This is a genomic window from Cocleimonas flava (assembly GCF_004339015.1).
In the GTDB taxonomy this organism is placed as follows: Bacteria; Pseudomonadota; Gammaproteobacteria; order Thiotrichales; family Thiotrichaceae; genus Cocleimonas; species Cocleimonas flava.
Genome location: NZ_SMFQ01000003.1, coordinates 499070 through 525141, shown reverse-complemented (window position 1 = coordinate 525141; position 26072 = coordinate 499070). Strand labels below are relative to the sequence as shown.

Annotated in this window: 21 protein-coding genes; 10 read left to right on the top strand and 11 right to left on the bottom strand. The window is 41.1% G+C overall.

Annotated elements, in window-relative coordinates; all coding sequences use genetic code 11:
• Nucleotides 1-43: 43 nt before the first annotated feature.
• On the top strand, nt 44-763 hold the full coding sequence (locus tag EV695_RS08370; protein ID WP_131905482.1) for an arginyltransferase: 720 nt from the start codon (nt 44-46) through the stop codon (nt 761-763).
• Nucleotides 756-1796, top strand: a complete 1041-nt coding sequence (locus EV695_RS08365; RefSeq protein ID WP_131905481.1) for a hypothetical protein — start codon at nt 756-758, stop codon at nt 1794-1796. The genes EV695_RS08370 and EV695_RS08365 overlap by 8 nt, the downstream gene beginning before the upstream one ends.
• A 180-nt stretch (nt 1797-1976) precedes the next feature.
• Here the strand turns inward: EV695_RS08365 and pta are convergent, their stop codons facing one another.
• From pta to EV695_RS08340, 6 genes are all read right to left on the bottom strand, one after another.
• The gene (gene pta / locus EV695_RS08360; protein WP_131905480.1) at nt 1977-2948 is read right to left on the bottom strand and encodes a phosphate acetyltransferase; all 972 of its coding nucleotides are present in this window, start codon (nt 2946-2948) and stop codon (nt 1977-1979) included.
• A 149-nt stretch (nt 2949-3097) separates the two neighbouring features.
• Nucleotides 3098-4630 carry an AMP-binding protein gene (locus EV695_RS20150; RefSeq protein WP_165874657.1) on the bottom strand — a complete coding sequence of 511 codons (1533 nt, stop codon included), beginning with the start codon at nt 4628-4630 and terminating at the stop codon, nt 3098-3100.
• Between the two features lie 11 nt (nt 4631-4641).
• Entirely contained in the window at nt 4642-6075 is a 1434-nt protein-coding gene (sauS, locus tag EV695_RS20145) for an acylating sulfoacetaldehyde dehydrogenase (RefSeq protein ID WP_165874656.1), read from the bottom strand.
• An 83-nt stretch (nt 6076-6158) separates the two neighbouring features.
• Nucleotides 6159-7172 (bottom strand): Bug family tripartite tricarboxylate transporter substrate binding protein, encoded by a 1014-nt coding sequence (locus tag EV695_RS08350; protein WP_207907019.1) that lies wholly within the window; start codon nt 7170-7172, stop codon nt 6159-6161.
• A 126-nt stretch (nt 7173-7298) separates the two neighbouring features.
• Entirely contained in the window at nt 7299-7769 is a 471-nt protein-coding gene (locus EV695_RS08345) for a tripartite tricarboxylate transporter TctB family protein (RefSeq protein WP_131905479.1), read from the bottom strand.
• Nucleotides 7769-9331 (bottom strand): tripartite tricarboxylate transporter permease, encoded by a 1563-nt coding sequence (locus EV695_RS08340; RefSeq protein WP_131905478.1) that lies wholly within the window; start codon nt 9329-9331, stop codon nt 7769-7771. Before EV695_RS08340 ends, EV695_RS08345 begins: the two co-directional genes overlap by 1 nt.
• Nucleotides 9332-9520: 189 nt before the next feature.
• On the opposite strand from EV695_RS08340, the gene EV695_RS08335 reads away from it, so the two are divergent.
• From EV695_RS08335 to EV695_RS08325, 3 genes are all read left to right on the top strand, one after another.
• Entirely contained in the window at nt 9521-10270 is a 750-nt protein-coding gene (locus EV695_RS08335; RefSeq protein ID WP_131905477.1) for a GntR family transcriptional regulator, read from the top strand.
• Between the two features lie 281 nt (nt 10271-10551).
• On the top strand, nt 10552-11127 hold the full coding sequence (locus EV695_RS08330) for a hypothetical protein (RefSeq protein WP_131905476.1): 576 nt from the start codon (nt 10552-10554) through the stop codon (nt 11125-11127).
• A 79-nt stretch (nt 11128-11206) separates the two neighbouring features.
• On the top strand, nt 11207-12082 hold the full coding sequence (locus EV695_RS08325; RefSeq protein ID WP_207907018.1) for a DMT family transporter: 876 nt from the start codon (nt 11207-11209) through the stop codon (nt 12080-12082).
• A 213-nt stretch (nt 12083-12295) separates the two neighbouring features.
• On the opposite strand, the gene xsc is transcribed toward EV695_RS08325, so the two are convergent.
• Nucleotides 12296-14053, bottom strand: coding sequence for a sulfoacetaldehyde acetyltransferase (gene xsc, locus EV695_RS08320; RefSeq protein ID WP_207907017.1), 1758 nt, complete (start codon nt 14051-14053; stop codon nt 12296-12298).
• Between the two features lie 200 nt (nt 14054-14253).
• On the opposite strand from xsc, the gene EV695_RS08315 reads away from it, so the two are divergent.
• Complete coding sequence (locus EV695_RS08315; RefSeq protein ID WP_131905475.1) at nt 14254-15033, top strand: IclR family transcriptional regulator; 780 nt, start codon at nt 14254-14256, stop codon at nt 15031-15033.
• A 134-nt stretch (nt 15034-15167) separates the two neighbouring features.
• Here the strand turns inward: EV695_RS08315 and EV695_RS08310 are convergent, their stop codons facing one another.
• Nucleotides 15168-16808: a GMC family oxidoreductase gene (locus EV695_RS08310; protein ID WP_131905474.1), complete on the bottom strand. Its 1641-nt coding sequence runs from the start codon at nt 16806-16808 to the stop codon at nt 15168-15170.
• Nucleotides 16809-17450: 642 nt separating this feature from the next.
• Here EV695_RS08310 and EV695_RS08305 point away from each other — a divergent pair.
• The 4 genes from EV695_RS08305 to EV695_RS08290 all read left to right on the top strand — a co-directional run bounded on the left by EV695_RS08305 (nt 17451) and on the right by EV695_RS08290 (nt 21725).
• Nucleotides 17451-18674 (top strand): TRAP transporter substrate-binding protein, encoded by a 1224-nt coding sequence (locus tag EV695_RS08305; protein ID WP_207907016.1) that lies wholly within the window; start codon nt 17451-17453, stop codon nt 18672-18674.
• Between the two features lie 124 nt (nt 18675-18798).
• Entirely contained in the window at nt 18799-19326 is a 528-nt protein-coding gene (locus tag EV695_RS08300; protein ID WP_131905473.1) for a TRAP transporter small permease, read from the top strand.
• A gap of 13 nt (nt 19327-19339) precedes the next feature.
• On the top strand, nt 19340-20629 hold the full coding sequence (locus EV695_RS08295) for a TRAP transporter large permease (RefSeq protein ID WP_131905472.1): 1290 nt from the start codon (nt 19340-19342) through the stop codon (nt 20627-20629).
• Nucleotides 20630-21020: 391 nt separating this feature from the next.
• On the top strand, nt 21021-21725 hold the full coding sequence (locus EV695_RS08290) for a DUF599 domain-containing protein (RefSeq protein ID WP_165874655.1): 705 nt from the start codon (nt 21021-21023) through the stop codon (nt 21723-21725).
• 114 nt (nt 21726-21839) lie between these two features.
• Here the strand turns inward: EV695_RS08290 and EV695_RS08285 are convergent, their stop codons facing one another.
• The 3 genes from EV695_RS08285 to EV695_RS08275 all read right to left on the bottom strand — a co-directional run bounded on the left by EV695_RS08285 (nt 21840) and on the right by EV695_RS08275 (nt 25951).
• The gene (locus EV695_RS08285; RefSeq protein WP_131905470.1) at nt 21840-22637 is read right to left on the bottom strand and encodes an IclR family transcriptional regulator; all 798 of its coding nucleotides are present in this window, start codon (nt 22635-22637) and stop codon (nt 21840-21842) included.
• 140 nt (nt 22638-22777) lie between these two features.
• Nucleotides 22778-24247 carry a MocR-like pyridoxine biosynthesis transcription factor PdxR gene (gene pdxR / locus EV695_RS08280; protein WP_207907015.1) on the bottom strand — a complete coding sequence of 490 codons (1470 nt, stop codon included), beginning with the start codon at nt 24245-24247 and terminating at the stop codon, nt 22778-22780.
• A gap of 312 nt (nt 24248-24559) precedes the next feature.
• Nucleotides 24560-25951: an aminotransferase family protein gene (locus EV695_RS08275; RefSeq protein ID WP_131905468.1), complete on the bottom strand. Its 1392-nt coding sequence runs from the start codon at nt 25949-25951 to the stop codon at nt 24560-24562.
• Nucleotides 25952-26072: the final 121 nt, after the last annotated feature.

Here is a 26072-nt window from a genome sequence, read left to right as displayed (position 1 = left end):
CATTTATAATGTTTTTCTTTAGATGGGTTAATAATCTTTCACAATGAAACTTGATCAACCACTCAAAATATTTCCTACAGGTATGCACCCTTGTTCATATCTACCAGGTCTTATTGCAAGAAACGCAGTAGTCGACCCCGATTACGAAATGACACCGCATGTCTACGATTACTTAATTCAAAATGGCTTTAGACGCAGTGGCGAACAAGTCTACCGTCCGTATTGTCATACTTGCGAAGAGTGTGTAACAACCAGAATACCAGTCGCTGACTTTACTAGAAGTAAAAGTCAGAGACGTAACTGGAAGTTAAACAGCGATCTTAGTGTTGAAATAAACACGGCTGGATTTCGCGAGGAATACTTAGCGCTATACCAACGCTATCTGGAAAGTCGTCACGAAAGTCAGGATTACGAAGGGGTTGAAAAATTCCTGTTGGCTGATTGGTGTGATATCGATTTTTATGAGTTTTACTCTGAAGATGAGTCGGGCAATAAAAATCTTATTGGTGTGGCCGTTACAGATGTCGTTAAATCGGGTTTATCTGCGGTGTATACGTTTTTCGATCCTGAAGAAGGGAATAAGCGCGGTTTAGGTGTTTACGCCGTGTTATGGCAAATTGAATATGCTAAACAGCAACAGCTTGAATATGTTTATCCTGGTTTCTGGATAAAAGATTGCCGTAAAATGAATTATAAAACGCGTTACCAGCCTATCGAAGGTTTAATCAAAGGGAAATGGATAGCGCTAGAAAAAGATGCTTAAGTGGCACACCTTTAAAACAAAATTTAGACTTGGTTTATTTATTCTATCTCTCAGTGCATTCGCATTTAGTTTGTATCAAGTCACTCAATACTGGAATTATCAAGACGTTTTAGTCGATATTTCTAAGCAATTAAAAAAATCGGTAAGTCAGGAAGCAATAGAATCTGAAATTGACGCGGCATTTATTCGTTCAGACTTTGATGATGTACGCATGTACCTTGAAATTGCTAAAAAACATAATTATCCACTAGCTTTTTCTAAGTATGAACAACAATTAGTAGAGCAAGACACTCAGGTTAAACGCATCGTTAATAACACCTCAAACTTCATTGATGGGTTCCTTAAGGGTGATGGTTCTAATATTGCAGGCATTGCTGGAGCTGTCAGTGCAGATTTTACAGTCGTGGGTGACGTCAGGGATTTGAAGAAAGAAACAAATAAGTATCTGGCAGGAAAAGACGTGAATGAGCTGATTGTTATTTTGTCGGGTACCGGAATTGGTTTAACCGCTTTAACTATTGGTTCTATGGGGACTGCTGCTCCCGCTAAAACGGGTGCTTCCATGATGAAGCTGGCTGTTAAAACACAAAGAATTAGTAAAGGCTTTCAGAAGCAACTGCTGAAACTTGGCAGAAAGATATTCGATTGGCCTGCGTTTACCCGTTTAGTCAAACAAGATAACAATTTAAATAATATACAACGCGCTGCCAAACGCGCTTATCATCCAGATGCGATCCAGCCACTTAAAAAAGTTGCGGTACAGGTAAATACGATTCGTAAATCCAGTTCCGCAGTAGATACGCTGCATTTACTTAAATACGTTGAGACTACCGATGATCTGCGTCATTTGGAAAAAGTCACACTGAAATATGGCAGTCAAACCAAAGGGATGATGAAACTCTTTGGAAAAGGGGCGTTAAGAACGGTCAAGGTTTTAAAAAGAACAACTGAATTATTGCTAAGTGTTATTAGTAGCATCGTTTCAGGAGTAATTAGTCTGCTTTTATTTCTGCTGAGAAAAGTCGTGATTTGATAGCTTTCTTTTTATTACGTATAAAAAAAGTGCCCCAAAGTAGGGGGGTGGCTTTGTTCATTTTTCTAAGGTCTAAAAACACATCGAAGGCTCTGCATGGAATCTTCGATGTGTTTTTATGAGTAGTTAACGATTAAATGTACTTACGTGTTTGATTTAGCCTAAGTGCGTTTAGGTTATTTATTCGCACTGCAAACAGGTTACCGCAATCGTATTAATGATCGCTTCTACATCGGCTCCACGAGATAAATCATTCACTGGTTTTGCCAAGCCTTGGAGGATAGGTCCAACCGCTGTGGCGTTGCCAAAGCGTTCTGCAATTTTATAGCCGATATTGCCCGCTTCTAAAGACGGGAAGACAAAAATATTGGCAGGTGCCTGAAAATCAGAATCGGGCCATTTCGTTGCCAATACTCGTTTAGACATAGCAGCATCTAGCTGAATTTCTCCAATGATATACAGCTCTGGAGCCTGTTCTTTGACTAGATCGGTCGCTTCTCGGACTTTATCCACTGAGATATGTTTTGCACTGCCATTTGTTGAGAAAGACAGCATTGCAATTTTAGGGTCCATGCCAAGTAATTTTTTTGCATTCTTAGCGCTTTGAATGGCGATGTCTGCCAGTATTTCTGCGTCCGGGTCTATATTAATCGCGCAATCGGCAAATAATACCGGGCTTTCTAATGGCGCTTCTAACAACATAATAAAAAAGCTGGATAAACGTGTGGTTGGTGTTTCAGTACCCAAAACATGCAGTGCTGCACGAATTACATTTCCGGTTGAATTTATCACACCAGCAACACAGGCGTCGGCATCGCCAGCTTGCACCATTAAGTCTCCAAAATACAAAGGCTGAAGGCTTATTTTATCGGCTTGTGCCTGAGTCATGCCTTTCTTTTCACGTAGCTTAAACAGATTCGTAGCGTAATTATTGTTACTGGTCTCGGGATGAACGATAGATATATTCCCTAAACTCAAGTTCAATTTTTCTAGTTGAGTGTTTATTACCGCAGGGTCACCGAGTAAAGTGATCTTGGCGATACCTTTTTGGTCAGCTGCTACAGCTGCCTGAAGAATACGATCGTCACTACTTTCAGGAAGGACAATGCGTTTAGGTGATTGTTGTGCAAGTGCTATAAAGTCAGGATTCATGGGATTTTTATCGCTTATTAGTTAGCCGGTTTAGATGCTTTGTGTTCTTTGAATGGTTTATTTTTAGTATTTTAATCAAAAAAAAGGCCTAGAAGTAGGGGGGTGCCATTTTATTTTTTAATACGAATAATTCCTGAAATTAGACACCGCTATGCACTTAACTTTAATCGTTGAATTTTTCCAGAAGGCCCCTTGGGTAATTCATCCATAATCGTGATCTGTTTGGGGGATTTGTATTTTCCCAGTTTTTCTATACAAAGTTCTAAAAGCTCTTCCTGATTCACTGTCATGCCCGGACATAACGCCACAGATGCCATTACTTCCTGACCATAGTGTTCGTCTTCGATACCGAATGCGGCGGCTTCCAGCACAGCAGGATGACCATATAAAATATCATCAATTTCCCGAGGCGCTATATTCTCGCCTCCTTTAATGATGAGCTCTTTGAGACGTCCTGTGATGAAGAAAAAACCATCTTCATCTTCATAGGCAAGATCCCCAGTGTGTAGCCATCCATCTTCAGTGATTGTTTCTTTGGTGACTTCGGGGTTTTTGTAATAACCCTGCATCACATTATCACCTTTAATCATCAGTTCCCCGATGGTGCCAGTAGGTGCTTCACTACCATCGTCTTTGATTATTTTTGCCTGATTACCAAACGCAGTGCCCGGTGAGCCGTATTTAATGCTCTTAGGAGGCATAGGGTTTGATAAAATCTGTGCGGCTGTTTCGGTGAGTCCCATGGTTTCGATGATATGAATGCCAAAACGCTTTTCGAATTGCTGGTGTTTGGACGGTGAAAGCGCAGCTGATGCGGATCGCCCAAAGCGTACCTGACGTTTTATATCCAGCATCATTTTATCGCTGGTGCCTTCTCCATCATGATCAATAAGATAGGAGATAATGGTCGGCACTATACTGAACCAGGTACACCGATGATGGTGAATGTCTTGCCAGAATCGTCGAGTACTGAATTTATCTGAAATCACTAATTTGCTGTCGCTGACTAAGGTCCCCATCACAGAAACCATTTGTGCATTGATGTGGTACAAGGGTAAAACACAGAGACTGATATCTTCAGCCGTCAATTGATGTGCAACGGCGGTATTACGCCCACCTGCAATAACATTTTTGTGTGAGAGCAAGACGCCTTTGGGCTTGCCTGTCGTGCCTGATGTATACATCAAAATGGCTATGCTATCAGGGCAGATTTTATTTTCAGTTTTGGAAGTATTTATCTCAGGAAATTCGACAGCAGGGCCTGTGGTTTCATCGGTATCTATAATTTTGGTTGAATCGGGTATTTGTAAAAAAACATCACTAAACTTGCTCGTAAACTTTTCATTGGTGAAAATTAACTTCGCGTCAGAATGTTCAGTTACATAGGCCAATGCATCTGGGCCACTTAGTGCATTTAGTGCAAGAATGACGCGGCCGCTATACATTACCCCCAGGAATAAAATCGTCGTCCAGTAACCATTATCAAGTAGGAAAGCTACGGTCTCACCCAATTCGATGCCTTCATCATCCAGAAGGGCATCAATTTCCTGGGCGTGAGTTTGTAACTGTGACCAGGTCAGGTATTCATCTACTCCTTCAGTAGCGATAAGAAAAGGTCTATCAGGATGTTGTTTCGCACCTTGGTCAATGATTTTTTTAACGGTCTGTAATCTGGTTGGCATAAATTAAACCTCTACTTTGCAGCCAAAGGTGAGATGTTATGCGCCTTCCAGTAATCACCGAATACACTATCAAGAGACGGTTGATTAACAGGAATAGTCCGGACAATACGCGTCGTATTTAAATAGTATTTATAATTCATATTGTCTGACATATTGTTATTGCCCCATGTGCCGCAACCCATCGAGAGAGAAAAGGGCATGCCATTGTCAAAACTTCCGCCGGTGGCAAAACAATGTGCCTGATTAACGATAATTCGACAGGCTGGCATGTTTAGACCAAGGTCTAATATACGTTCATCATTGTTCGAATGAATGCTAATTGAATGCCCTTTACCCTGAAAATCCAGAATGTGATTGGTAATGTTTTTGGCGTCGTTAAAATCACTGGCACGGTAAACCGTTAGAACGGGGGAAAGTTTTTCCCCTGATAGAGGGTGATCTTTTCCAATTCCGGTTGCAGCGACGCACAGTACTTTTGCATTTTCTTGATTAGGTGAATCGAGCTCACACATCTGGGCTATTTCGTTGGCTTTTTTGGCGATTACTGCCTGATTCAAATAGCCGTTTTGCCATAATTTTTCGCATACTTTATCTCGTTCACTGTCACTCAGCATGATGGCATGTTGTTTGGCTAATGCTTCAATCATTTGGTCGTAAACAGCATCTACGATAACGAGTTGATTTTCAGATGAACAACTGGTGGCATTATCAAATGCTTTCGATGCGACAATTTTTTGCGCGGCTGAATCCAGGTCGGCTGTTTCATCGACTATGGAAACGACATTTCCCGCACCAACACCAAAGGCTGGGGTACCACTGGCATAAGCATCGCGCATATTGTTTTGTGATCCGGTAGCAACCACCAGATCAACTTCTTTCATTAGTTGTTGAGTATCTGCTTTGTTGATTGGAAAGGGTAAGTGCTGAACCAAATCTTTTGGTGCGCCGATACGTTCCAGTTCAGCATGCATGAATTCAACTAATTTGGCACAGCTACTGGCACCTTTGGGAGAAGGCGCAAGTATCATCGCATTTCGACACTTTAGTGCATTAATGGTTTTATTGGCAGGTGTCGCAGCAGGATTTGTTGAGGGCACAATGGCTCCTACTGCGCCCACAGGGCGAGCTATTTTAACAATACCCTTTTCGATATTTTCAGAGACGACACCGACTGTTTTAACGCCTTGTAAATCACGTAATAGCCCGAGTGTTTTACGATGATTTTTAATGATTTTATCTTCGACATTTCCAAGCCCAGTATCAGCAACTGACATCATCGCCAGCGTCTTATTATTTTCTGGATTCATAATGCTCCAGCCCAAGGCTGTAACAACTTCGTCAACTTGTTCCTGAGTATACTGCTCATAGATAAGTTGAGCTTTGCGGGCTCTGTTAACGAGTTCTGTAACGTTATTCGATGTCGAGTGTTGTCTTTCAGTGTCCATAGACTATGTCGTTCTTTCAATGAATTTTAAAAAATGGTGACCGATGAATACTGTGTATCCATCGGCCTAACGTGTAATAAAGGTTATTTCAAACCTTCCAGTAATGCAGAGAGTGCAGTCTGTCTTTCTGCCCACATGGCGACGACTTCATCTCGGCTCATTATTTTTACAGGAGAATTAGTTTGCTTCATTTTCCCGATAGTTTTTGAGTCTTCAAACATGACAGGGACTGATTTTGCTAAATAATCGATAACATCCTGAGGTGTTCCTTTAGGAACCATCAAACCACGGAAGTTTACACTCGAATTATCAACATCAATACCAGACTCTTTAAGCGTAGGAACATCGGGTAAGAATGAATGTCTTTCAAGATCAGCTACCGCGAGGATTTTGATGTCTTCAGAAGCGCGTGCGGCATCCGATAGGTTATTAAATCCGGCTTTAACCTGTCCACCTTTTACCAGTTTCATCGCGCCAACACCGCCTTTACCCGGTACGTATTTAATATCTATTCCGGCTGCTTTTGCGAGTTGTAAATGCGCGATATGATGTCCTACAAATTTACCCGCACCACTTACGGTGATTTTTCCGGGATTTTCTTTTGCGAAAGCAACTAAATCTGCAACAGTATTGAATGGGCTGTCTTTGCCCACGATAAGCACTGCTGGGTCAGCACCCCAGTTTCCTACCGGTTCCAGATTGTTGATGTTGTATTTAGTGTCATAGACTATCGATTGAGCAATGAAATGAGGCACGTTATACGCCGCCATCATATAACCATCTTTGGGCGCTTTATCTGCAAACCAGTTCCAGCCTTTTCGGCCACCAGCGCCTGGTTTATTAGTGACATAGATCGGTTGGCCTATTGAAATAGGCTTGTCGTCTTTCATCTTGGCGGATGCTAACGTGGCAATACGTGCCTGAAAGTCAGTAGCACCCCCCGGGTTATAAGCCACCATCACCCCAATCGGGCGTTCTGGGTAACCTTCTGCATAGCTATTTGTGGTAGCGGCTATGGTTAACAGGCTGGTGCCTAGCATGATGCCTAGCTTGGTAAATTTACTTTTTCTTTGGTATTTTTTAGTTCGTTGGTACACTTTTATTCGTTGGCACATCTTTGTTAGTTGGCACGTCTTTGTTCGTTGATACATCGTAATTCCTCCTTAGGATATTTGCGCATGTGTAAAATGACTCCATGTCTTTTTATTTTTTTCTTGGAATAGTTATATCAACCATCCTGTTGGTGTTCGTACATGCAAGAGATTCCAGAACAGTAAAAACAGCACTATCATGAAAATTGTTGAAACAACAAGTTTAAAAATTCCTCGCTTACGATTTGTCATATCGCATCTGCCGTAAATCACGCAGATTGAGAAATAAGCGAAAAATGAGGTGACATAGAAGCCGACAACTTCTAATAAAAATAGATAGATAAAACCCACAGCCAAGCCAGGTAGTAGTGTTTTCCACTTGATAAGCTTAGGTAAACTGTCAGAGAAATTGACCGTTTTTGCCGTATTCTTAATGACTTTAATAATCAGCGTAACGGCTAATAAAGTAATAATGACTGCTGCAATTCTAGGAAATAAATAGACTTCAGCATCTGTTTTATAAAAAGAGGTAATAAGGGCAAGTGTAGCGATACCAGCTGTTACAAGTGCGGCTATGTGTTCTTTAGATTTAAACCAAATCATCAAACTGCTCCTTGAGTGTTATTGTCTTTCTGCGTGTTACTGTTATTTCGTTCTTTATCGGCCAATATCTTCTGCTTTAATTTGTTCATTTTTGCTTCTGAATAAGCGCTGTATCCAATTGATAGAACCACAAGCGTGATCATCGTGATATTCAACACACCAGAAGTGAAGTAATTGAAGACACCATCACTGGCTTCTCCAATCAATTTTCCTTGTAAGAAATTGTCCTCTGCAATCGGCCCAAGAATAATGCCTAAAACAACAGGTGCAGGACTAAAACCAAGCTTGCTACCAAAGTACATAAACACACCCAGAGTAGCCATTATCAATACATCTGAATAACTCGATTGAATACTGTAAGTACCAAATACCGCTAAGATAAATATGGTCGCCGCCATAAAGTGAGCAGGGACTTTCATAATCCAGCCACTGTGCCTGCTGAGTATTAGACCAATGATTAACATGAAGACTTGTGCAACAAGTAACGAGTTAATAAAAGTCCAGGTGACTTCAGCGTGTTCTGTGAATAAGGTCGGGCCAGGAAATAAACCATGTATCAATAATCCACCGAGTAACACCGCGGCGGTTGGGCTACCAGGAATACTAAGCGTCAGTAAAGGCACGAGTGAAGGGCCTACCATCGCATTGTTTGCAGATTCTGCCGCGATAACACCATCGGGTTCACCTTTGCCGAATTTGTCAGGATTTTTACTGAGTTTCTTCGCCTGATCATAAGCAACTAGGCCCGCAATTTGTCCACCAGCTCCGGGTATAACGCCGACAATCACCCCAATAATTGAACCAATAGACAGCGCTTTAATGCGAGTGAGGTTGTATAGAACAGCCTTTAATACATTGGATTCACCCAAATCGTGGATGGCGGCATCTTTGGCGTCTCGAGATTTCTCAATAAGATTTAATACTTGAGGAATGGCAAATAAACCAATCAACGCAGCGACAATATGAATGCCACTTTCAAGGTGTTCGTTGTATACGAAACGATCTTCACCGAGCATTGGATTCGCACCAATGGTAGAAAGCGCAATACCTATAATGCCTGAGAGCAACCCCATGACGACTGATTTACTACCAATTGTGCCGATGATTGTTATCCCCAGAATTGCAATCCAGAATAACTCTGTAGGTCCAAATTTAAGCGCAAGTTTTGCAAGTGGGGGGGTGAAGAAGATCAGGATGATAATGCCAATTATTCCACCAACAAATGAACTGGTAAAACAATAGAAGAGTGCTTCAGCAGCCCGTCCTTGCCCCGCCAGTTTATGTCCATCTAGAGCGGTGGCAATATTAGCGGGTGCTCCGGGCACATTTACTAAGATCGCACTAATGGCTCCACCAGCGACGGTTGCGGTATACATTGCACCTAATAGAATAAGACCTGCCGCCGGTTCCATATGGAAAGTAAATGGAATCATCAAAGCGACAGCCATGGTAGGGCTTAAACCGGGTAAGGCACCAAGAATTAAACCTGCAAGGGTGCCACCTATCAGTAAAGACATATGGTATACGGTAAATACATTACCGAAATAATTTAAGAATTCCACTTTGCTCCTCTTAAAGCTTTTATCTTTTTTTGTATTATTGTTGTAAGTAGAAATATCAGATGACTTGAACTATAGTTAATGTAATCTGAAGGTCATACAACTCATATATATGAGTTAGTGGTATTAAGATAGTAGTACTCTCTTTAACTGTCAAATATTTATTATTAAAAAACCAAAATACACATACAAATGACTAAAAATCCAAACATCGATGAAAGCGCTAATCACAGACAAGTGCAGCCTCTTTATCAAAAAGTAGAAGAACATATTAAGCATCAAATAGAACAGGGTGAACTCACGCCTGGTGATCTAATCCTGTCCGAACCGCGTCTGTCTAAGGAATTAGATGTGAGTATTGGCACCGTTAAAAAAGCTCTGGATAACCTAGTCTGGCAAGGTTTGCTGTATCGACATCAAGGTAAAGGGACTTTTGTATCGAGTATCGATTTTAACAATAGCTTGTTTCGGTTTTTCTCTTACGCTGATGCTGCAGGTCACGAAGTAAGAATCAGAAAATCGACAACCGATCGCTGGTTGGGCAAAGGCCCCAAAGAAATTTGCGAGAAACTAGAAGTAGCAGAGGGTACCGAATTACTCTTCATAGAACGAATTGGCTCCATTGATAACACCCCCACGTTTATCGAAAATTCCTGGTGGATTGCCGAGTTGGTGCCCGATCTGGAAAAAGAAGAAACACACATCCCGGACCTGTTTTACGCGTTAATCGTTGATCATTATAAAATTCCCATTGTACGTGCGGAAGAAACATTAACCGCTGAAGCTTGTGATAAACACACCGCTGAGAAGCTGAATATGAAGATAGATTCTCCTGTGGTGGTTTTGAATCGATCTACATTTACAAGCGGGAGTAAAATAGTTGAGGTAAGAACAACACGAGGTCGCGCAGATCAATTTAGTTATAAACGTGAAATACGCTAGTCTCTATGTCAGCTGGCTAGTAAAGAGTAGTTATTGTGGCGAATAAGCTTAAAACTGATTGCTTAAATTTCAAAATGGCACCCCCCTACTTACAGGGCTTTTTTTAGTCGTCTTACTAAAAGACAGCCTAATAACTGGATAGCGCTGTATAAATTCTATTTACTTTTTTAAACAATAAAAAGAAAAAAGCGCCTCAAAGTAGGGGGGTGCCTCAAGCAGTATTATTTGACTATAATGTTATTCAACAGTTGCTTTGAGTCAGTCAAAATAAGGATATTTCATTGAAACGTTTAATCTCTCTCCTCCCACTCTTATTGTTGTTAACCGTATTCTCCGCAGAGGCAAATTATTACGCTAATAACGAAATAAATACTTATGACCCAGTATCAGGTTATTACTACAAGGCAATCGTGTCAGTGGGTGAAGGCAAGGGGATTTTAAGCAGTAATAAATCATCAGGAAAAATGACTAATTTAGCCATTTATGACCCTCGTTCTGAAACACATAAATTACTGTTTGATAAGAGCAGTGACAGGATGATTTCGTTTGTTTATTTTGAATCGGCTTATCAGGGTAATAGCATTCAATTCAACGGTGCAGAAGTCGCTTATAATCCCGTGATTAAAAACAATGCTTCAGTCCCTGAGCGCCAACCTAAAGATAAGTTACTGATTGGTTTGAAAGACAATGAAAAACGGGTAACAGACCTCTGGGTATCTAAAAAAGATGGGTCAGAATTACAAAAGGTAGTCAGTGTTGGTGTTGGTTCTAGCTGGCATATCGATGTTAAAAACGCAGTTATACGCGTTGTGACGATCAATAATCAAGACCTCAAAATCCAAAACTTCTCTTGGTAATTTTCAAGCCAGGTATTTATAAACTAGGCGCGATAAGTTTATCTAGATATTCACAAAGTTTGGTATTGGTGAATCCAATATGAAATTAACAAATTCTGTTAAAGCTATGCTGTGGATGCTGGGTGCAGTTATGTCGTTTACCTCAATGGCAATTGCTGGCAGGGAAATGGCCGTTGAGTTAGATACCTTCGAAATCATGATGTATCGCTCAATGATTGGTTTAATCATCGTATTTATTATTGCGAGATTTACCGGCACGCTATCGACCATCACAAGAAAACGCTTTCGGTTGCATTTTATTCGAAACGTGAGTCATTTCATTGGTCAGAATCTTTGGTTTTATGCGGTAGCCATCATTCCGTTCGCACAGGTTTTCGCGTTTGAATTTAGTACACCAATATGGGTTGCTTTATTAGCCCCCATTTTTCTCGCCGAACGATTAACCAAAATTCGTTTACTTACCGTTGTTATCGGTTTCGTAGGTATTCTCATCGTTGCACAGCCGGGAACTATCGTAATAAGTTCAGGAGTAATAGCCGCTGCATTGTGCGCGGTAGCCTTTGCAGGTGCGTATATTGGCACCAAATTACTTTCTAAAACGGAAAGTATTACCTGCATCATGTTTTGGTTAACGGCGATTCAACTGGCCCTTGGAATCGTCTGTGCAGCTTACGATGGCGATGTGGCGATGCCTAGTCTCGCGACCTTACCTTTGATTGTGCTGGTTGCCTGTGCGGGTTTATTTGCCCATTTCTGTATAACATCAGCACTGAAACTGGCTCCAGTCATGTTTGTGTCCCCGATAGATTTTTTGCGTTTACCCATTATCGCGTTGATTGGCGCTAGCTTTTATAACGAAGCTATCAATGCTTGGGTGATTGTTGGTGCGATTATTGTTTTCAGTTCGAACCTGTTAAATATTTGGGGAGAGAATAGGGCAAAAGTGGTTAGCTGATATTATCAAACGAATACATTATCAAGCGAATACATTATCAAGCGAACAATGTTCTCTCTTTAATCTCATTTCTTCAGTGCTATCTATTAAAATGGCACCCCCCACCTTTGAGGGCTTTTTTTATTCAAGGAATATTCTACTCATAAAAAAAAGCCCGTCCAACAAACGTTGAACGGGCTTTTTATTAGCCTAAATCATTAAGCGATCTAACGATTATACGTAATCTTTGTACTTCTCAAGGTAACGTACTGGCTTGCTCAATGCATCTTTACGGAATGGGTCGCCTAATTCACGAGTTGTGAAGATCTCGATGATAGTCGTCTTGCCTTCGTTCATTTGCATGTCGATAGCTTTTTCTAGTGCTGGTCCAACTTCTTCAAGCTTAGTAACAGTGATTGCTTCTGCACCCATTGCTTTAGCGATTGCTGAGAAGTCCTGATCTGTTAGCTCAGCCGCTGTGAAACGACGACCGTAGAAATCAACCTGGTTCTTCTTCTCTGCACCCCAATGACGGTTGTGGAATACAACAGCAGTAACAGGGATGTCATGACGTACACAGGTCATAGTTTCCATCATGCTCATTGCCCATGCGCCGTCACCTGCGTATGAGATTGCAGGACGGTGTGGAGCAGCCTTCTTAGCACCGATGATTGTTGGGAAAGCGTAACCACAGTTACCCCAGCTCATTGCTGCGAAGAAAGAACGTGGCTTTTCAAAACGTAGGTAGCTGTTAGCTACAGAGTTGATGTTACCGATGTCTGTAGAAACCATTACGTCTTCTGGCATTGCGTTTTCAAGAGCGCGTAATACCTGACGTGGAGATGGGTAACCAAACTCTTTGTTTTCTTCAACCATGTCCTGAGAGAAATCATCTTTCTCATGAACCCATTCAGTTAGCTCTTTTTCCCAAGCTGTCTTCTCTGCGTTCATTGTTGCAGTACGCTCATCTTTGTTCGCGTCACTTACTAAATCACGACCTTCTAAACGGTCAACAAGTGCTGTTGCTGCTTCACCTGCGTCGCCGCAAATACCAACAGAAATGTCTTTAACTAGACCAAGCATTTTGTGATCAGCATCGATCTGGATGATCTTTGCTTCAGTTGGCCAGTAATCCATGCCGTGTTGTGGCAATGTACCGAATGGACCAAGACGTGAACCTAAAGCGATAACAACGTCAGCCTGTGCGATAAGCTTCATTGAAGCTTTAGAACCTTGATATCCTAGTGGACCACACCATAGTGGGTGACTTGCCGGGAATGAGTCATTGTGAAGGTAGCTGTTTACAACAGGTGCATTCAAACGTTCTGCAAGCGCTTTACATTGCTCAACTGCATCACCCATTACAACGCCACCACCAGAAATGATCACTGGGAATTTAGCATCTGCAATCAAGTCTGCTGCTTCATCAAGGCTGTGTGTTCCACCTGGTCCACGATCTAAACGCATAGGCTTAGGAATCGTAACGTCTATTTCACCATAGAAATAATCACGTGGAATATTTAATTGTGTAGGACCCATTTCAGACATTGCACGGTCAAAACAACGTGCCGTGAATTCTGCCATACGAGCTGGGTGACATACGTGACCCTGGTACTTAGTGAACTCTTCGAACATAGGTAGCTGGTTAGCTTCCTGGAAACCACCAAGGCCTTGACCCATGGTTCCTGTTTCAGGAGTAATCATTACTAATGGTGTGTGTGCCCAGTATGCTGCTGCAACTGCTGTTACAGAGTTAGAAATACCAGGACCATTTTGTCCGATACTTACACCGTGCTTACCTGTAGCGCGAGAGTAACCATCAGCCATGTGCGTTGCACCTTGCTCATGTACAACCGGAATCAAACTAATTCCTGCTGGTGCGAAGATATCCATCGCATCCATAAATGCAGAACCCATAATTCCAAATATGGTGTCTACGTCATTCGCGACCATAGTCTCTACGAATGCTTCACTTGGCGTCATTTTAGCCATTTCGATCTCCTCTGTAGTAAAGCTGTTACATAGTATTGTGTAACAGTAATGTGTAGCTGTGTTAAGAAAATTGAGATTAATCGTCTCATTAATTTAAGTCAATCATTATTTTCACTAAATGAGATGAATAATCTCATTTTTGTGTACATCGGTATTTTAAACGTGTATTTTAGAGTTAAACTATAGGACAAAAGGTCAATATGAGTAGTGATAACGCCACCCAATCGACATTAATACGCGGATTTATGTTGCTAGAAACCATCATGAAGGCAGATAAACCACTGACCAGCGCATACCTTGCGGAAGATCTGGATTTGCCAAAAGCGACGGTTCACAGAATTGCACAACAACTGGAAGAAGAGGGTTTATTGCAACGTGAGCCCAACGGTAAACGGTTTGTGGGTGGCTTACGTTTAAGAAAACTCGCAACTGCTGTGCTATCTAATTCTGTCATGACGGCCAGTAGACACCTGATCTTGCAAAGCTTGTCTGAAAGCATTAATGAAACGGTGAACCTGACTGCATTAGACGGTAATGAAATCATCTATCTGGATCGTATTGAAAGTAACTGGCCGTATCGCATCCATTTACCCGTAGGTTCGCATTTGCCATTACATTGCACCGCTGCAGGAAAGTTATTTCTGGCGAATATGAATACGGCATGGCAGCAACGATATTTAAAAGCGGCGAGTCTTTCAAAGCATACCGATAAAACAATCACCAGTGTCAAAGAGCTCCGCGGACAATTAAGACAGATTGCTGAAGAAGAAGTCGGTTTTGATCAGGGTGAATATCTTGATGGTATGATTGCTTTGGCGGTACCTGTAAAAAATGAGCAGGGTGATGTGTGCTATTCAATAGCGGTTCATGCACCTAGCGCGCGCATAAGTCTTGATGACCTTAAAGAATACATTCCTCAACTTAATAAGGCGGCCACCAAGATCTCAGAGCTTGAGTCTGCGGAGTATGATGAGGCTTAGATTATCCTGCCTGTACTTTCGCTCTTAATTTTATTGTTATAGAAGCATCTAGACTAACTTACACGCCTTTTAGTATCACATGAACAAAAAGGCCTCATAAGTAGGGGGGTGGCTTATGATTAAGCTGAAGAGTATTAGCTTTTATTGTCTTCTAGAATCATATCCGCACCTTTCTCTGCAATCATAATAGTCGGAGCATTGGTATTCCCAGAGACTATTTCTGGCATGATAGATGCGTCTATAACGCGCAATCCTTGTATACCATGAACTTGTAAACGATCATTTACCACCGCCATCTCATCATTACCCATTTTGCAGGTGCTGGTTGGGTGATATATGGTTTGGCTATATTTGCGTGCGGCATCCAGTAATTCTTCATCGGTCTGGAATTGACGTCCAGGAACATACTCATCAAGAATCTCGGTTTCTAACGCAGGTGCTTCAGCTATTTTTCTGGCAACTTTAATACTTTCAATCGCCACTTGAACATCTCGGTCATCCGATAAATAGTTGGGATGAATTGCGGGGTACTTTAGTGGATCCGTTGATGTGATTTCTAAATGACCACTGCTATGAGGGCGTAACTGACAAACAGATGCAGTAAAGGCAGAAAAAGGATGCACGCCATCACCAGGCTTATCAGCACTCAGTGGTTGAAAATGAAATTGAATGTCAGGACGTTCTAATTCGGGCTTTGTTTTAGTAAAGATAACGATTTGGCTTGCGGCCAGGGTTAATGCACCGGTACGTTTAAAGAAGTATTGTAATCCCACTTTAAATTGTTTGAAATAGCTGTTTAGTTCGTCATTCAGAGTATTTTGTTTGGTCTTATAGACTAGGCGTATTTGCAGATGGTCTTGCAGGTTTTGTCCAACGCCGGGTAATTCTTTAACAACCGGAATATTATGTTTGCTCAATAGCTCTGAGGAAGCAACCCCTGAGAGTTGTAATATCTGTGGTGAGCCAATAGCGCCTGCAGCCAATATGACTTCTTTAGAGGCTTTTACTGTTTGCAAGTCACCTTTGCGTAAAAACTCGATGCCTATAGCTCTAGGTGTCTCGCCAGACTCGTCAAATAAAATACGCGAGGTGTGTGCATGCGTCATCACGGTCAAATTGCTGCGACTACGTGCAGGCTTCAAAAAGCCTTTAGCTGTGCTCCAGCGAAAGCCTTTGTGAGCCGTTTGCTGGAAGTAGGCAACGCCTTCCTGTTTTTCACCGTTATAGTCTTCATTAAAAGGTATACCGATTTGTTTGGCGGCTTTGATAAACAGATCTGCTATAGGTCTGCGCAAACGTAAATCAGACACTTTTAGCGGACCACCAACACCATGATAATCATTAGCGCCGCGTTCCTGATCTTCGGATTTTTTGAAATAGGGGAGAACATCACTAAATGACCAGCCTTTATTACCCAATTCTTCCCAGCGATCGTAATCTTCTTTTTGACCGCGAACATATAAAAGGCCATTCAGAGAACTCGAACCGCCTAATACTTTGCCGCGAGGCCATTGTAGTTGTCGTCCAGCAATACCCTCATCTGGCTCGGTCATATAGCACCAGTCTGTGGCAGGGTTGTGCATGGTTTTAAAGTAACCGACTGGTACGTGTATCCATGGGTTCCAGTCTTTAGTGCCTGCTTCTAGCAATAATACGCGATTTGCAGGATCGGCAGAAAGCCTATTGGCTAATACACAGCCGGCAGAGCCAGCACCAACAACTATATAGTCAAATTCTTGTTCATTTGAATGCGCACTATTTACTGCTGATGTCATTTTTTATCTCCCGAATTTAACAAATCTCGGCTTATATTAATCATTATTTTCATTTTTTGGAACAATTAGTTTCATTTTATTTAAAAAATGGTTGATATTAGTAATGTGTATGGATATATTTAGACCAACTTAGGGATTTCATATGATGAAACAAAACATAGTTTTAATTTTCCAATTGTAATAATTAGATTTTGAACTATACTGATGTAAGCGCTTACAAGCAGGGGTTTTTGAGAGTTTAATTTTAAACTCAATCTTGTTTTTGTAGTGCTTCCGCATCATCAATTTTAAAAATATGAATAGCGTTTTTTGATCTTAATACACAGGTTTTTACGGATATATATTCGGCAAAATCTAAGCGTCAAAGAACTGGTTCTAAGTGTTAACTTCAACAACAATAATAAATAAAGCTCAGAAATATATTTAAAAGGTGACTATAGTTTTATTAACTCTGTCACTGTTTAAACCCCGCATTAATTTGCTTTCCGTAATGAAGGGGCATTTCTAAATGTGAAAGCAAATAAGCTACAAAGCTTTATTAAAATGAGCAGTTTTTATATTTGTCATGTTCTTTTATCTAAAAAAAAGATCAGGCATATCAAAAAATAATGCTGATAAATTTAAACCGGAGGAAGATGTAATATGGATAGTAAAAAAGGAGTATCTCGTCGCGACTTTATGAAAGTTGCCAGTCGTTATGGTATGAGTTCTACATTGATGGCAGCTGGTGGTATCGCTGCAACTGCGTCTCTGACTCAATTAGCCCAGGCCGCTGAAGAAACAGATAAAAAACGTTACGCCGTTGAACCAAAGTTTAAATTAAAATTTGGTGCTTCAGGTTTTAGTGAGGCAGCATTAGACATTCAAAAGTCTGGACAATTATTCTTCGCGCGTGATCTTGAAGAACGCACAAATGGCGCAATCAGAGTAGAATTTATCGGCAACAATGCAATTTGTGGTCAAACTAGCTGTGTTAAGAAATCCCAACAAGGCATCGTTGATATGGTTTCTGCTTCAACACAAAACTCAGCAGGTGCAGCGCCTTATCTCAATGTTCTTGATTATGCTTATATGTTCCCTTCAAGAGCTGCGCAATTCCACTTTTTCTACAGTAACAAAAGTGAAAAATTATTTCGCCAGCCATTAAGAGACAAGCATAAACTGCATTTCTTATTCACACACTGTGAGTTACGCGGCCTACAAATGGGTCTGAAATACGCTGATAAGCCAGACATTACTAGTATTGATGAATTGGCAGGTACTAAAAATCGTGTAACGGGTACTCAATTAGGTCGTATTGCCATGGACTTAATGAAACTTAACCCAGTACCAGTTGCCTGGTCTGAAACCTTAGATGCATTAAAAACGGGTCTTATTGATGGTGCTGAAACCTGGGCATCTGCAGTTGCTTACGCGGGTATGTCACCAGTAGTTTCGCAATCAGTAGATCTGAAGTTCTTCTGTGGAACAGAGTTTACCGGAATAACAGTACCTGTATTTGATAAGTTGGGATCTGACTTACAAGATGATGTGATGGAATCTGCATATACTGCTCAAATCTTTACTCAAGGTATGAATGAAGCAGGCATGTATGAAATCACTGGTGCGACTAATCCGCAAAACCCAAATAGTCTGTTTGCTAAAAACAAGACTCGTGTAATTACTTTATCTGATGAAGAATTATTAAAAGCTGAAAAAATGTGTTCACCTGAATATGTTCCTGAGCCTTGGGAGCAGTGGCGTGAGCGTTTGAATAAGTGGTCTGGCGGACATGATACCTATAAAGAAATTTATGATATCGCTCGTGAAATTCCAAAAGATACACACGCTGTTAACGTCAAGCCTAACAGATGGTGGAGAGCTTAATCTCTTAGTTTTTTATCGTTGTAAATGACTAGGAGCACCTTTTTCAAAGGTGCTCCTAGTGCTTTTATTCAGTTACTTTTAAATTAAATCATCTGATTATCCATCAAATTACAGGGTTATATACATGGGAATACTCCGTTCACTTTTTAATTGGCTAGATGAAAATATAGAAAAAGTCGTCATTGTAATTTCATATACAGCCATGGCAGGCATTATCTTTGTCGAAGTTATTCGCAGATTCTTTTTCAATCTACAAGCACCTTGGAGTACGACTGTACCCATTCTTTTATTCTTATGGCTGACATGGTTTGGCTGTTCTTACAACATCAAGAAACGCACACATTTGGCATTAACAGAGGTGCGCGCTCGGTTACCTTATAAATTGCAATTTGCCGCTTTAGCACTAGACGGAATTTTGTGGATCGTTTTTGCAGGTGTGGTCATCTATTACACCATTCTTCAAGTGCATAGTTCTTACGATAACTTTGCGATTGTCGGGGGTACTAACGATGTTATGCAATGGTGGTTCTATCTTGCGACACCGCTTTCATGGACGTTGATTATCTTCCGTGTGATTCAGCGATTCTTGGAAGACCTTAGAGTCTATAAAACGGGTGAGCCTTTTGTTTTACAAGGCCTCTTAAACGAGTAATAGGAGATATAAAATGACAGATGGAATGTTAATAACGCTTATCTCCCTCGGAGTTACGTTTTTCTTTATTATCGGTGTACCGATATTTTTAGTGATTGGTTTTTGGGTGGTTGGTGTCAGTCTAGTTATCGACTTTACCCTGGCTAACGTAGGTGTAACCTTATTTGAAGGATTGAGTTTCTTTGGGCTTCTTGCGCTACCTTTATTTATTATGACGGGTGACCTGATTAATGCAGCAGGTATCGCCAAACGATTGTCTGACTTTGCATATTCATGTCTAGGTTTTATTCGAGGTGGTTTGGGCATGGCGTCGATTAGTGCCTGTGGGATGTTTGCGGCAATTTCTGGGTCAAACTCGGGAACGACGGCAACCATCGGTAGCATTATGCACCCAGAAATGACTAAGGGTGGATATGACAAAACCTTTGCAGCAGCAACCATTGCCGCAGGTGGTACGGTTGGAATCATCATCCCGCCAAGTATTATTTTTATCGTTTACGGTTTCTTACTTAATTTACCGATAAGTGAATTGTTCATCGCGGGTATGTTGCCAGGTTTGGCGATGGTGGTTGCGATGATGTTCACCTGTTACCTCATTAGCCGTAAGAATGGTTGGGGACATATCATAAAGTGGGAACCAAAACGCATCATGAGAACAGGTCTTAGGGCCTACCTTGGTTTTGTTGCGATTTTCATTGTTGTTTATGGTATCTATTCTGGATTGTTTTCACCGACAGAAGCAGCAAGTGTGACCGTTGGTTTTAGTGTGATAGCAGGTCTGTTTATTACACGAGAAATCAAATTCAAGAGTCTTCCAAAAATCTTGATGAGATCAGGTCATATCACAGGTATGTTGGCACCGTTAATTGCGGTATCGGTTGTGATGCAGCAGATTCTATCTTTGATAGGAGCCGGAGAGTGGATCGGTTCACTTATCACAGGTTTGGGTGATCCAACGATAATACTTCTTGCTTGTATGTTATTGGTGTTGGCCGCTGGAACAGTATTAGAAAGTTTACCTAATACCATTATTCTTGCGCCTATTTTGGCACCTATTGCTTATACCGCAGGGGTTGATCCAATACACTTCGCGGTTATTTTCCTAGTGGGTGATGCGATTGGTTTTATTACGCCTCCATACGGATTAAACCTTTACGTTGCGAGTGGTATCACTGGTATTCCATACTTCTCAATCGTTAAGCATGTGCTTCCGTACTTATTAGCGTTGACTATTGTCTGGATAATTATTGCCTTCTGGCCGCCACTATCATTGGTTCTGTTACAGTTTGCAGGTTTGAGTTAAATAGCATTTAGCTTATAGATAAAAAAGGCCGCTAATTTTTAGCGGCCTTTTTTTATACAGAAATCGTATCAAGGCGTGTTTACTTAAATCAGTGAATTGGTTTTAGCATTTTTAATGAACATCCCGTCTCTTTGTATCACGCCATGTTTTTAGCATCACGCCACGGGTTACGTTTGTCAAAAATACGCTTACCTTATTGATAGTAATAAGATAATACGTTTAAAAAAGTTATCGTGGTATTGGGAATGATGATTACTTATCGGGTATAGTTCACAGGTAGTTTTAACAGTATTTATTTGTAACGTTTGAGATTGCACTCATATATTTATTTAACAAGCACTCACAAGACATAGAGTAAAAAAGCGGATTTCATCATTATGGTCAATTTATCGTGTTAGCAGCGTTAAGTAATGTAGGGATTTCATCTCTCGATTTAATCGCATTGTCGTGGTTTATCATAATATGGATAGTCTATATTCGATTTACCCGTTATAAGTTTTATACACACAAAGTAGGCTTATTAGCTGAAATGAACGTTGTCCGGAATGAATGGGCTTCGGAGCTGATTAAACGCGATAACCGTATTATGGATAGTCAGGTAATCAATGGCTTAATTCGTAAAGAAAGCTTCTTCGCATCAACCACTATGTTGATTATAGCCAGTTCGCTCGCGTTGATTGGTGCCGGTGATGACGTATTAAAAGTGTTCCAGAATATTCCGTTTTCTCAAACCACATCAAAAGTATTGTGGGAGTTAAAAGTATTGGTGCTGATCGTTATTTTTATGTTCGCTTTCTTTAAGTTTACCTGGTCGATTAGGCAACATTCTTACTGTTCAACATTTCTGGGTTCTATTCCAGCTGCCAAAGAGTGCGAAACAGAAAATGCTAAAGCAAAATCCAGACAACTTGCGCAATTGAGTAGCCTTGCAGCGAATCATTTTAATGACGGGTTACGCGCATATTATTTTGCGTTGGCCGAGTTAAGTTGGTTCTTCCATCCGTTTGCTTTTATATTATCGTCAACGTGGGTTGTGATTATTCTATACCGTCGTGAATATCACTCTAAAGCACTCGCTATTCTTAAAGCTCGGTAGTTATCTATAGTTACCCTTGTTTAATAATTAGTTCGTTTAGGTGTAAATAAAAAAACGCCTCAAAGTAGGGGGGTGACTTTATTTCGCTTTCAGTCTTGTCGTATTTATACTTTGTTATTCATTGTTATCGCTAAGGCTATCACAATAACTAGATGCCAATGCCGCTGACGCTCGTTTCAATGCGGGAATGAATTGGCGCAGACTGTCTATAGAATGACGGGTTGTAGGCGCATGAATCGCTACGGTAAAGCAGATTTTATTATCGTTATTAAACACTGGTACAGCGATTGCAACCATGCCTTTTAGTAATTCTTCGTTGTCATAAGAAACACCTTCCGCTTTAATCTTTTTTAATTCGACTTCTAGCGTTTCAGGCGAAACCATTGTCTGCTCTGTATTTTGCGACAGTTGCGCTGCATTTAACAGACGTTTTCTCTCTCTCGGTTTCATGTGAGCAAGAAATAGTTTGCCACTGGATGTGGCGTGAAGTGGTAAACGTGAACCGGGTCGCAAATTGATTTTAATCGGCCAATTGCATTCAACACGGTCAAAATAAACAATGTGATTGCCATCCAGCATGGTGCAATTACACGTTTCTTCAACTTCTTCTGAAAGGGCTTCAAGAATGGCATGTCGGGGCGCACCTAGAGAAGCATTTGAAATAATTTTCAGCGATAAACTCTGTAATTCGTCTCCAATGATAAAGCGTTTATCAATCGGATCTCTTTGCAAATAACCATTCGCTTCGAGTTGCGTTGCAATTCTGTGAACGGTTGGTTTTGCTAAATTGAGCTCTGCTACTAAGTCAGTGATTGAAAGTGGCCGGCTTGAATTCGATACTGATTGAAGTATCGAAAGTCCACGAAGTAAGGTTGAATTGGTCGTTGAGTTTTTATCGTCGGAATCGGCCATATAGGTTTTTTGTATTTACTAGCAAAGATTAGCCATAATACCCTATTTAGTTTGGTATTTGTACTTAGCTACCATTTAATAGAAAGTTGAAATGTAAGAAAAAAAAGCCTCCAAAGTAGGGGGGTGGCAACAGCAATTATTTAAGTTAATTGCTTAATTTTTTCTACGATCTTTTCGATACCTGTGGCAATTTTTTCTTCTGGTAATGAAGAGAACCCTAAACGGAAATATTCGCACTTATCTTTTTTCGGGTAGAAATACACATCACCGGGTTCAATCAGAACGCCTTCATTTAAAAGCTCTTCAGCGAGCTTGCGAGAATCTAATCCTTTGGGGCCTTTTATCCAGAGTGCAGAACCGCCGTGTTGTGACTCTAATGCCTCTCCGGGGAAATTCTCATCTATCTGAGCACGCATCGTGTTGGAACGCTTATATAGCGTGAGGCTGAGTTTACGAATCAAGGAGTCGTGATAGCCGCGTTGTAAGAAACGCGCGATGATAAATTGATTATTACTCGGCGGATGTTTCAACATCAAGCGCCTTAACACGCGGGCTTCTTCGATAAATTCCTTGGGTGCCACCATAAAACCTAAACGAATACCTGGCGCCAGTGTTTTTGAAATACTGCCGATGTAGATCACGCGCCCGTCGGAATCCTGACTTTTCAGGGCGGCGAGTGGTTTTTTATTGTAGGTCAGTTCTGCTTCGTAATCGTCTTCAATGATAATGAAGTTTTCATCTTTCGCTTTCTGTAATAGCTGAGTTCGACGTTTTTGCGGCATGGTCACCGTGGTTGGGTATTGGTGGCTCGGCGTAATATACACGCAATCACAGTTATCCAGTTTTTTGTCGATGACTAAACCATCTTCATCCACATCAAGGCAGGCAACCTTATCGGTTTGGGTAAGAAAGGTGTTTCTTGCATCGACATAACCGGGGTTTTCAATGCCGATGGTTTTGTCTTTGTTGAGTAAAAGCTGCGCTGCGAGAAAAATTGCGTTTTGTGCGCCCAGTGTTACCAGTATTTCATCCGGTTCAACAAATATGCCACGACGAGGTAATAGCTTGTTATGGATTTGATCGATTAGTTCTGAGTTGTCCTGATCGATATGATCAGAAGCCCAGTCGTAAATAGCAGAGATACTTGCGGCATCACGGCAGCATTCGCGCCAGTCTGAGATAGGAAATATTTCTTTGTCGTATTGACCGTATAAAAAAGCGTAGGGAAAGTTTTGCCAGTCTTGTTCTTTTCTTGCGGTAACAAATTTACTCGGTTGAATACTGAAGAGCTGTTTCCAGTCTAAGCTGGATTTTCCTTTGGTTTCTGTGTCTTGTGGTTTTGTATTTGCATAACCCGATAGCACATCTTCACAAACGTAATAGCCACTGCGTTGACGCGTTTCGATAAAACCCTCATCCACTAGGTTTTGATAGGCAAGTACTACCGTATTTCGAGAGACTTTTAATTGATCCGCTAATTTTCGTCCCGAAGGCAATGGCATGCCGGGCCTTACATGACGATTGACGATCGCTGACACCATCATTTCCTGGATACGGGATTGCAGCGTCCCAGTTGATGTTTCTGATAGTTGAAATAGATATTCAGTCAAACTCGATTGTCTCTTTTTATATAGATTATTCTGATCCCATATCGGACCCAGCGATAGATCCATCTCTTATATTTATTCTATGAGAATCAGTATAGTTTAGAAAAAGGAATTTAAAAAAATAAAAATCCACCACCACTAACTCCCTAAGGAGAGTGATGGCAGATTCTTACAACTTAGTTAATGTCTAATTTGTGAGGGAAATCTAAATTAGTTTAACGTTTGGTTGCATCTATAAGTGTAGCCAAAAAAAATGCCTAAAAGTAGGGGGGTGACCCAATTTTAGGCATTTTGTTATAAATTAATCGCTTAGCGTTAACTTAATCGAGTAATTGCAGCGTCAATCGCATCCATAATTTCATCGATATCATCTTTTGTCGCGATTAAAGCAGGTGCAAGACATAGCGTGTTATTCAATGTTGCAAAGCTACGATTTGTTCTGCCGATAATAACGCCATTTTTCATACAATCAGCTGCGATTGCTACTGAAACGCTTTCATCCATAGGCTCTTTGGTTTCGCGATCTTTTACGAGCTCGATACCTAAGAACAAACCTTTACCACGTACATCACCGATCATTGCATGCTTTTCTTTCAGCGCAAGCATTCTATCCATCGCGTACTCACCCATCTTGGTTACGTTCTCAAGTAGGTTTTCTTCTTCGATGATCTTCATGTTTTCGATAGCCGCTGCCGGACCAGCAGTACAACCACCAAAGGTAGAGATATCACGGAAGTAGCTCATATTATCGCTTGGGTCTTCTTTAAACATATTGAAGACTTCTTCAGTCGTTACGGTACAAGAGATAGCTGCATAACCAGAAGCAACGCCTTTTGCCATTGTTACGATATCTGGCTTGATGCCGAAATGCTGGTAACCGAACCATGTTCCTGTGCGTCCAAGACCACAAACCACTTCATCGACAATTAATAGTAGGTTGTATTTTTTGCAAAGTTCCTGAATTTTTTCGTAGTATCCAGCTGGTGGTGTAATTACGCCGCCACCTGCTGTAATTGGCTCTACAATAACGGCACCGACTGTATCTGGGCCTTCAGCGAGGATTACTTTTTCCATTTCCAGTGCTGCTTTTACACCGTAGTCAGTCGTATCTTCAAACTGCGAACGGTATTCACAACAGTGTGGGAATTCAACAAAACCCGGTGTAAACGGACCGTACTGGTCTTTACGTTGAAGTTGTCCCGTAGCGCTCAAAGCGGTGATAGTAGTACCGTGATAGTCACGCTCACGGAAAAGAATCTTATGTTTCTTGCCGTCATATTTGTTGTGTGAAATCTGACGAACCATTTTGAAGGCTTTTTCATTCGCTTCAGAACCTGAGTTCGAATAATAAACGCGGTTCATGCCAGGCATTTTATCAATCAGCATTTCTGCGAATTGTGCGCCAGGTGCGCTACCCATAGAACCTGCAAAGAAGTTCATGGTTTTGATTTGCTCGTAAACTGCTTTGGCGATACGCTCGCGGCCATAGCCAACGTTTACAGTCCAGACAGCGCCAGCAACAGCATCAAGATATTCATTGCCTTTATCGTCGGTTATTCTTAAACCTTCTCCAGAAACCATCATCATGGGCGTGGTTGTTTCAAAGCCTTTATGTTGCGTAAGATGATGCCAAACGTGTTTTTGATCTTTTGCTGCTAGTTCGTCGATTTCGGTAGCTGGTGTGGTATTAACGTTGGTATTACCCATGATTTTCTCCCTCTGAGATAACTGAGATAGTAAATAGATACAGTTTATCAATACTCTTTATTGATTCTGTACGGTATTTCCTAACTGTAGTCTATACGGCTCATTTTTGTATAGTGCCAGT

Excerpts from the sequence above, each read along its gene's own strand:
- sauS (WP_165874656.1), bottom strand. The coding sequence starts at position 6,075 with ATGGACACTGAAAGACAACACTCGACATCGAATAACGTTACAGAACTC.
- EV695_RS08325 (WP_207907018.1), top strand. The coding sequence starts at position 11,207 with ATGAAATTAACAAATTCTGTTAAAGCTATGCTGTGGATGCTGGGTGCA.
- xsc (WP_207907017.1), bottom strand. The coding sequence starts at position 14,053 with ATGGCTAAAATGACGCCAAGTGAAGCATTCGTAGAGACTATGGTCGCG.
- EV695_RS08275 (WP_131905468.1), bottom strand. The coding sequence starts at position 25,951 with ATGGGTAATACCAACGTTAATACCACACCAGCTACCGAAATCGACGAA.
- EV695_RS08305 (WP_207907016.1), top strand. The coding sequence starts at position 17,451 with ATGGATAGTAAAAAAGGAGTATCTCGTCGCGACTTTATGAAAGTTGCC.
- EV695_RS08295 (WP_131905472.1), top strand. The coding sequence starts at position 19,340 with ATGACAGATGGAATGTTAATAACGCTTATCTCCCTCGGAGTTACGTTT.
- EV695_RS08335 (WP_131905477.1), top strand. The coding sequence starts at position 9,521 with ATGACTAAAAATCCAAACATCGATGAAAGCGCTAATCACAGACAAGTG.
- EV695_RS08370 (WP_131905482.1), top strand. The coding sequence starts at position 44 with ATGAAACTTGATCAACCACTCAAAATATTTCCTACAGGTATGCACCCT.
- pta (WP_131905480.1), bottom strand. The coding sequence starts at position 2,948 with ATGAATCCTGACTTTATAGCACTTGCACAACAATCACCTAAACGCATT.
- EV695_RS08285 (WP_131905470.1), bottom strand. The coding sequence starts at position 22,637 with ATGGCCGATTCCGACGATAAAAACTCAACGACCAATTCAACCTTACTT.
- EV695_RS08365 (WP_131905481.1), top strand. The coding sequence starts at position 756 with ATGCTTAAGTGGCACACCTTTAAAACAAAATTTAGACTTGGTTTATTT.
- EV695_RS08345 (WP_131905479.1), bottom strand. The coding sequence starts at position 7,769 with ATGATTTGGTTTAAATCTAAAGAACACATAGCCGCACTTGTAACAGCT.
- EV695_RS08310 (WP_131905474.1), bottom strand. The coding sequence starts at position 16,808 with ATGACATCAGCAGTAAATAGTGCGCATTCAAATGAACAAGAATTTGAC.
- EV695_RS08315 (WP_131905475.1), top strand. The coding sequence starts at position 14,254 with ATGAGTAGTGATAACGCCACCCAATCGACATTAATACGCGGATTTATG.
- EV695_RS08300 (WP_131905473.1), top strand. The coding sequence starts at position 18,799 with ATGGGAATACTCCGTTCACTTTTTAATTGGCTAGATGAAAATATAGAA.
- EV695_RS20150 (WP_165874657.1), bottom strand. The coding sequence starts at position 4,630 with ATGCCAACCAGATTACAGACCGTTAAAAAAATCATTGACCAAGGTGCG.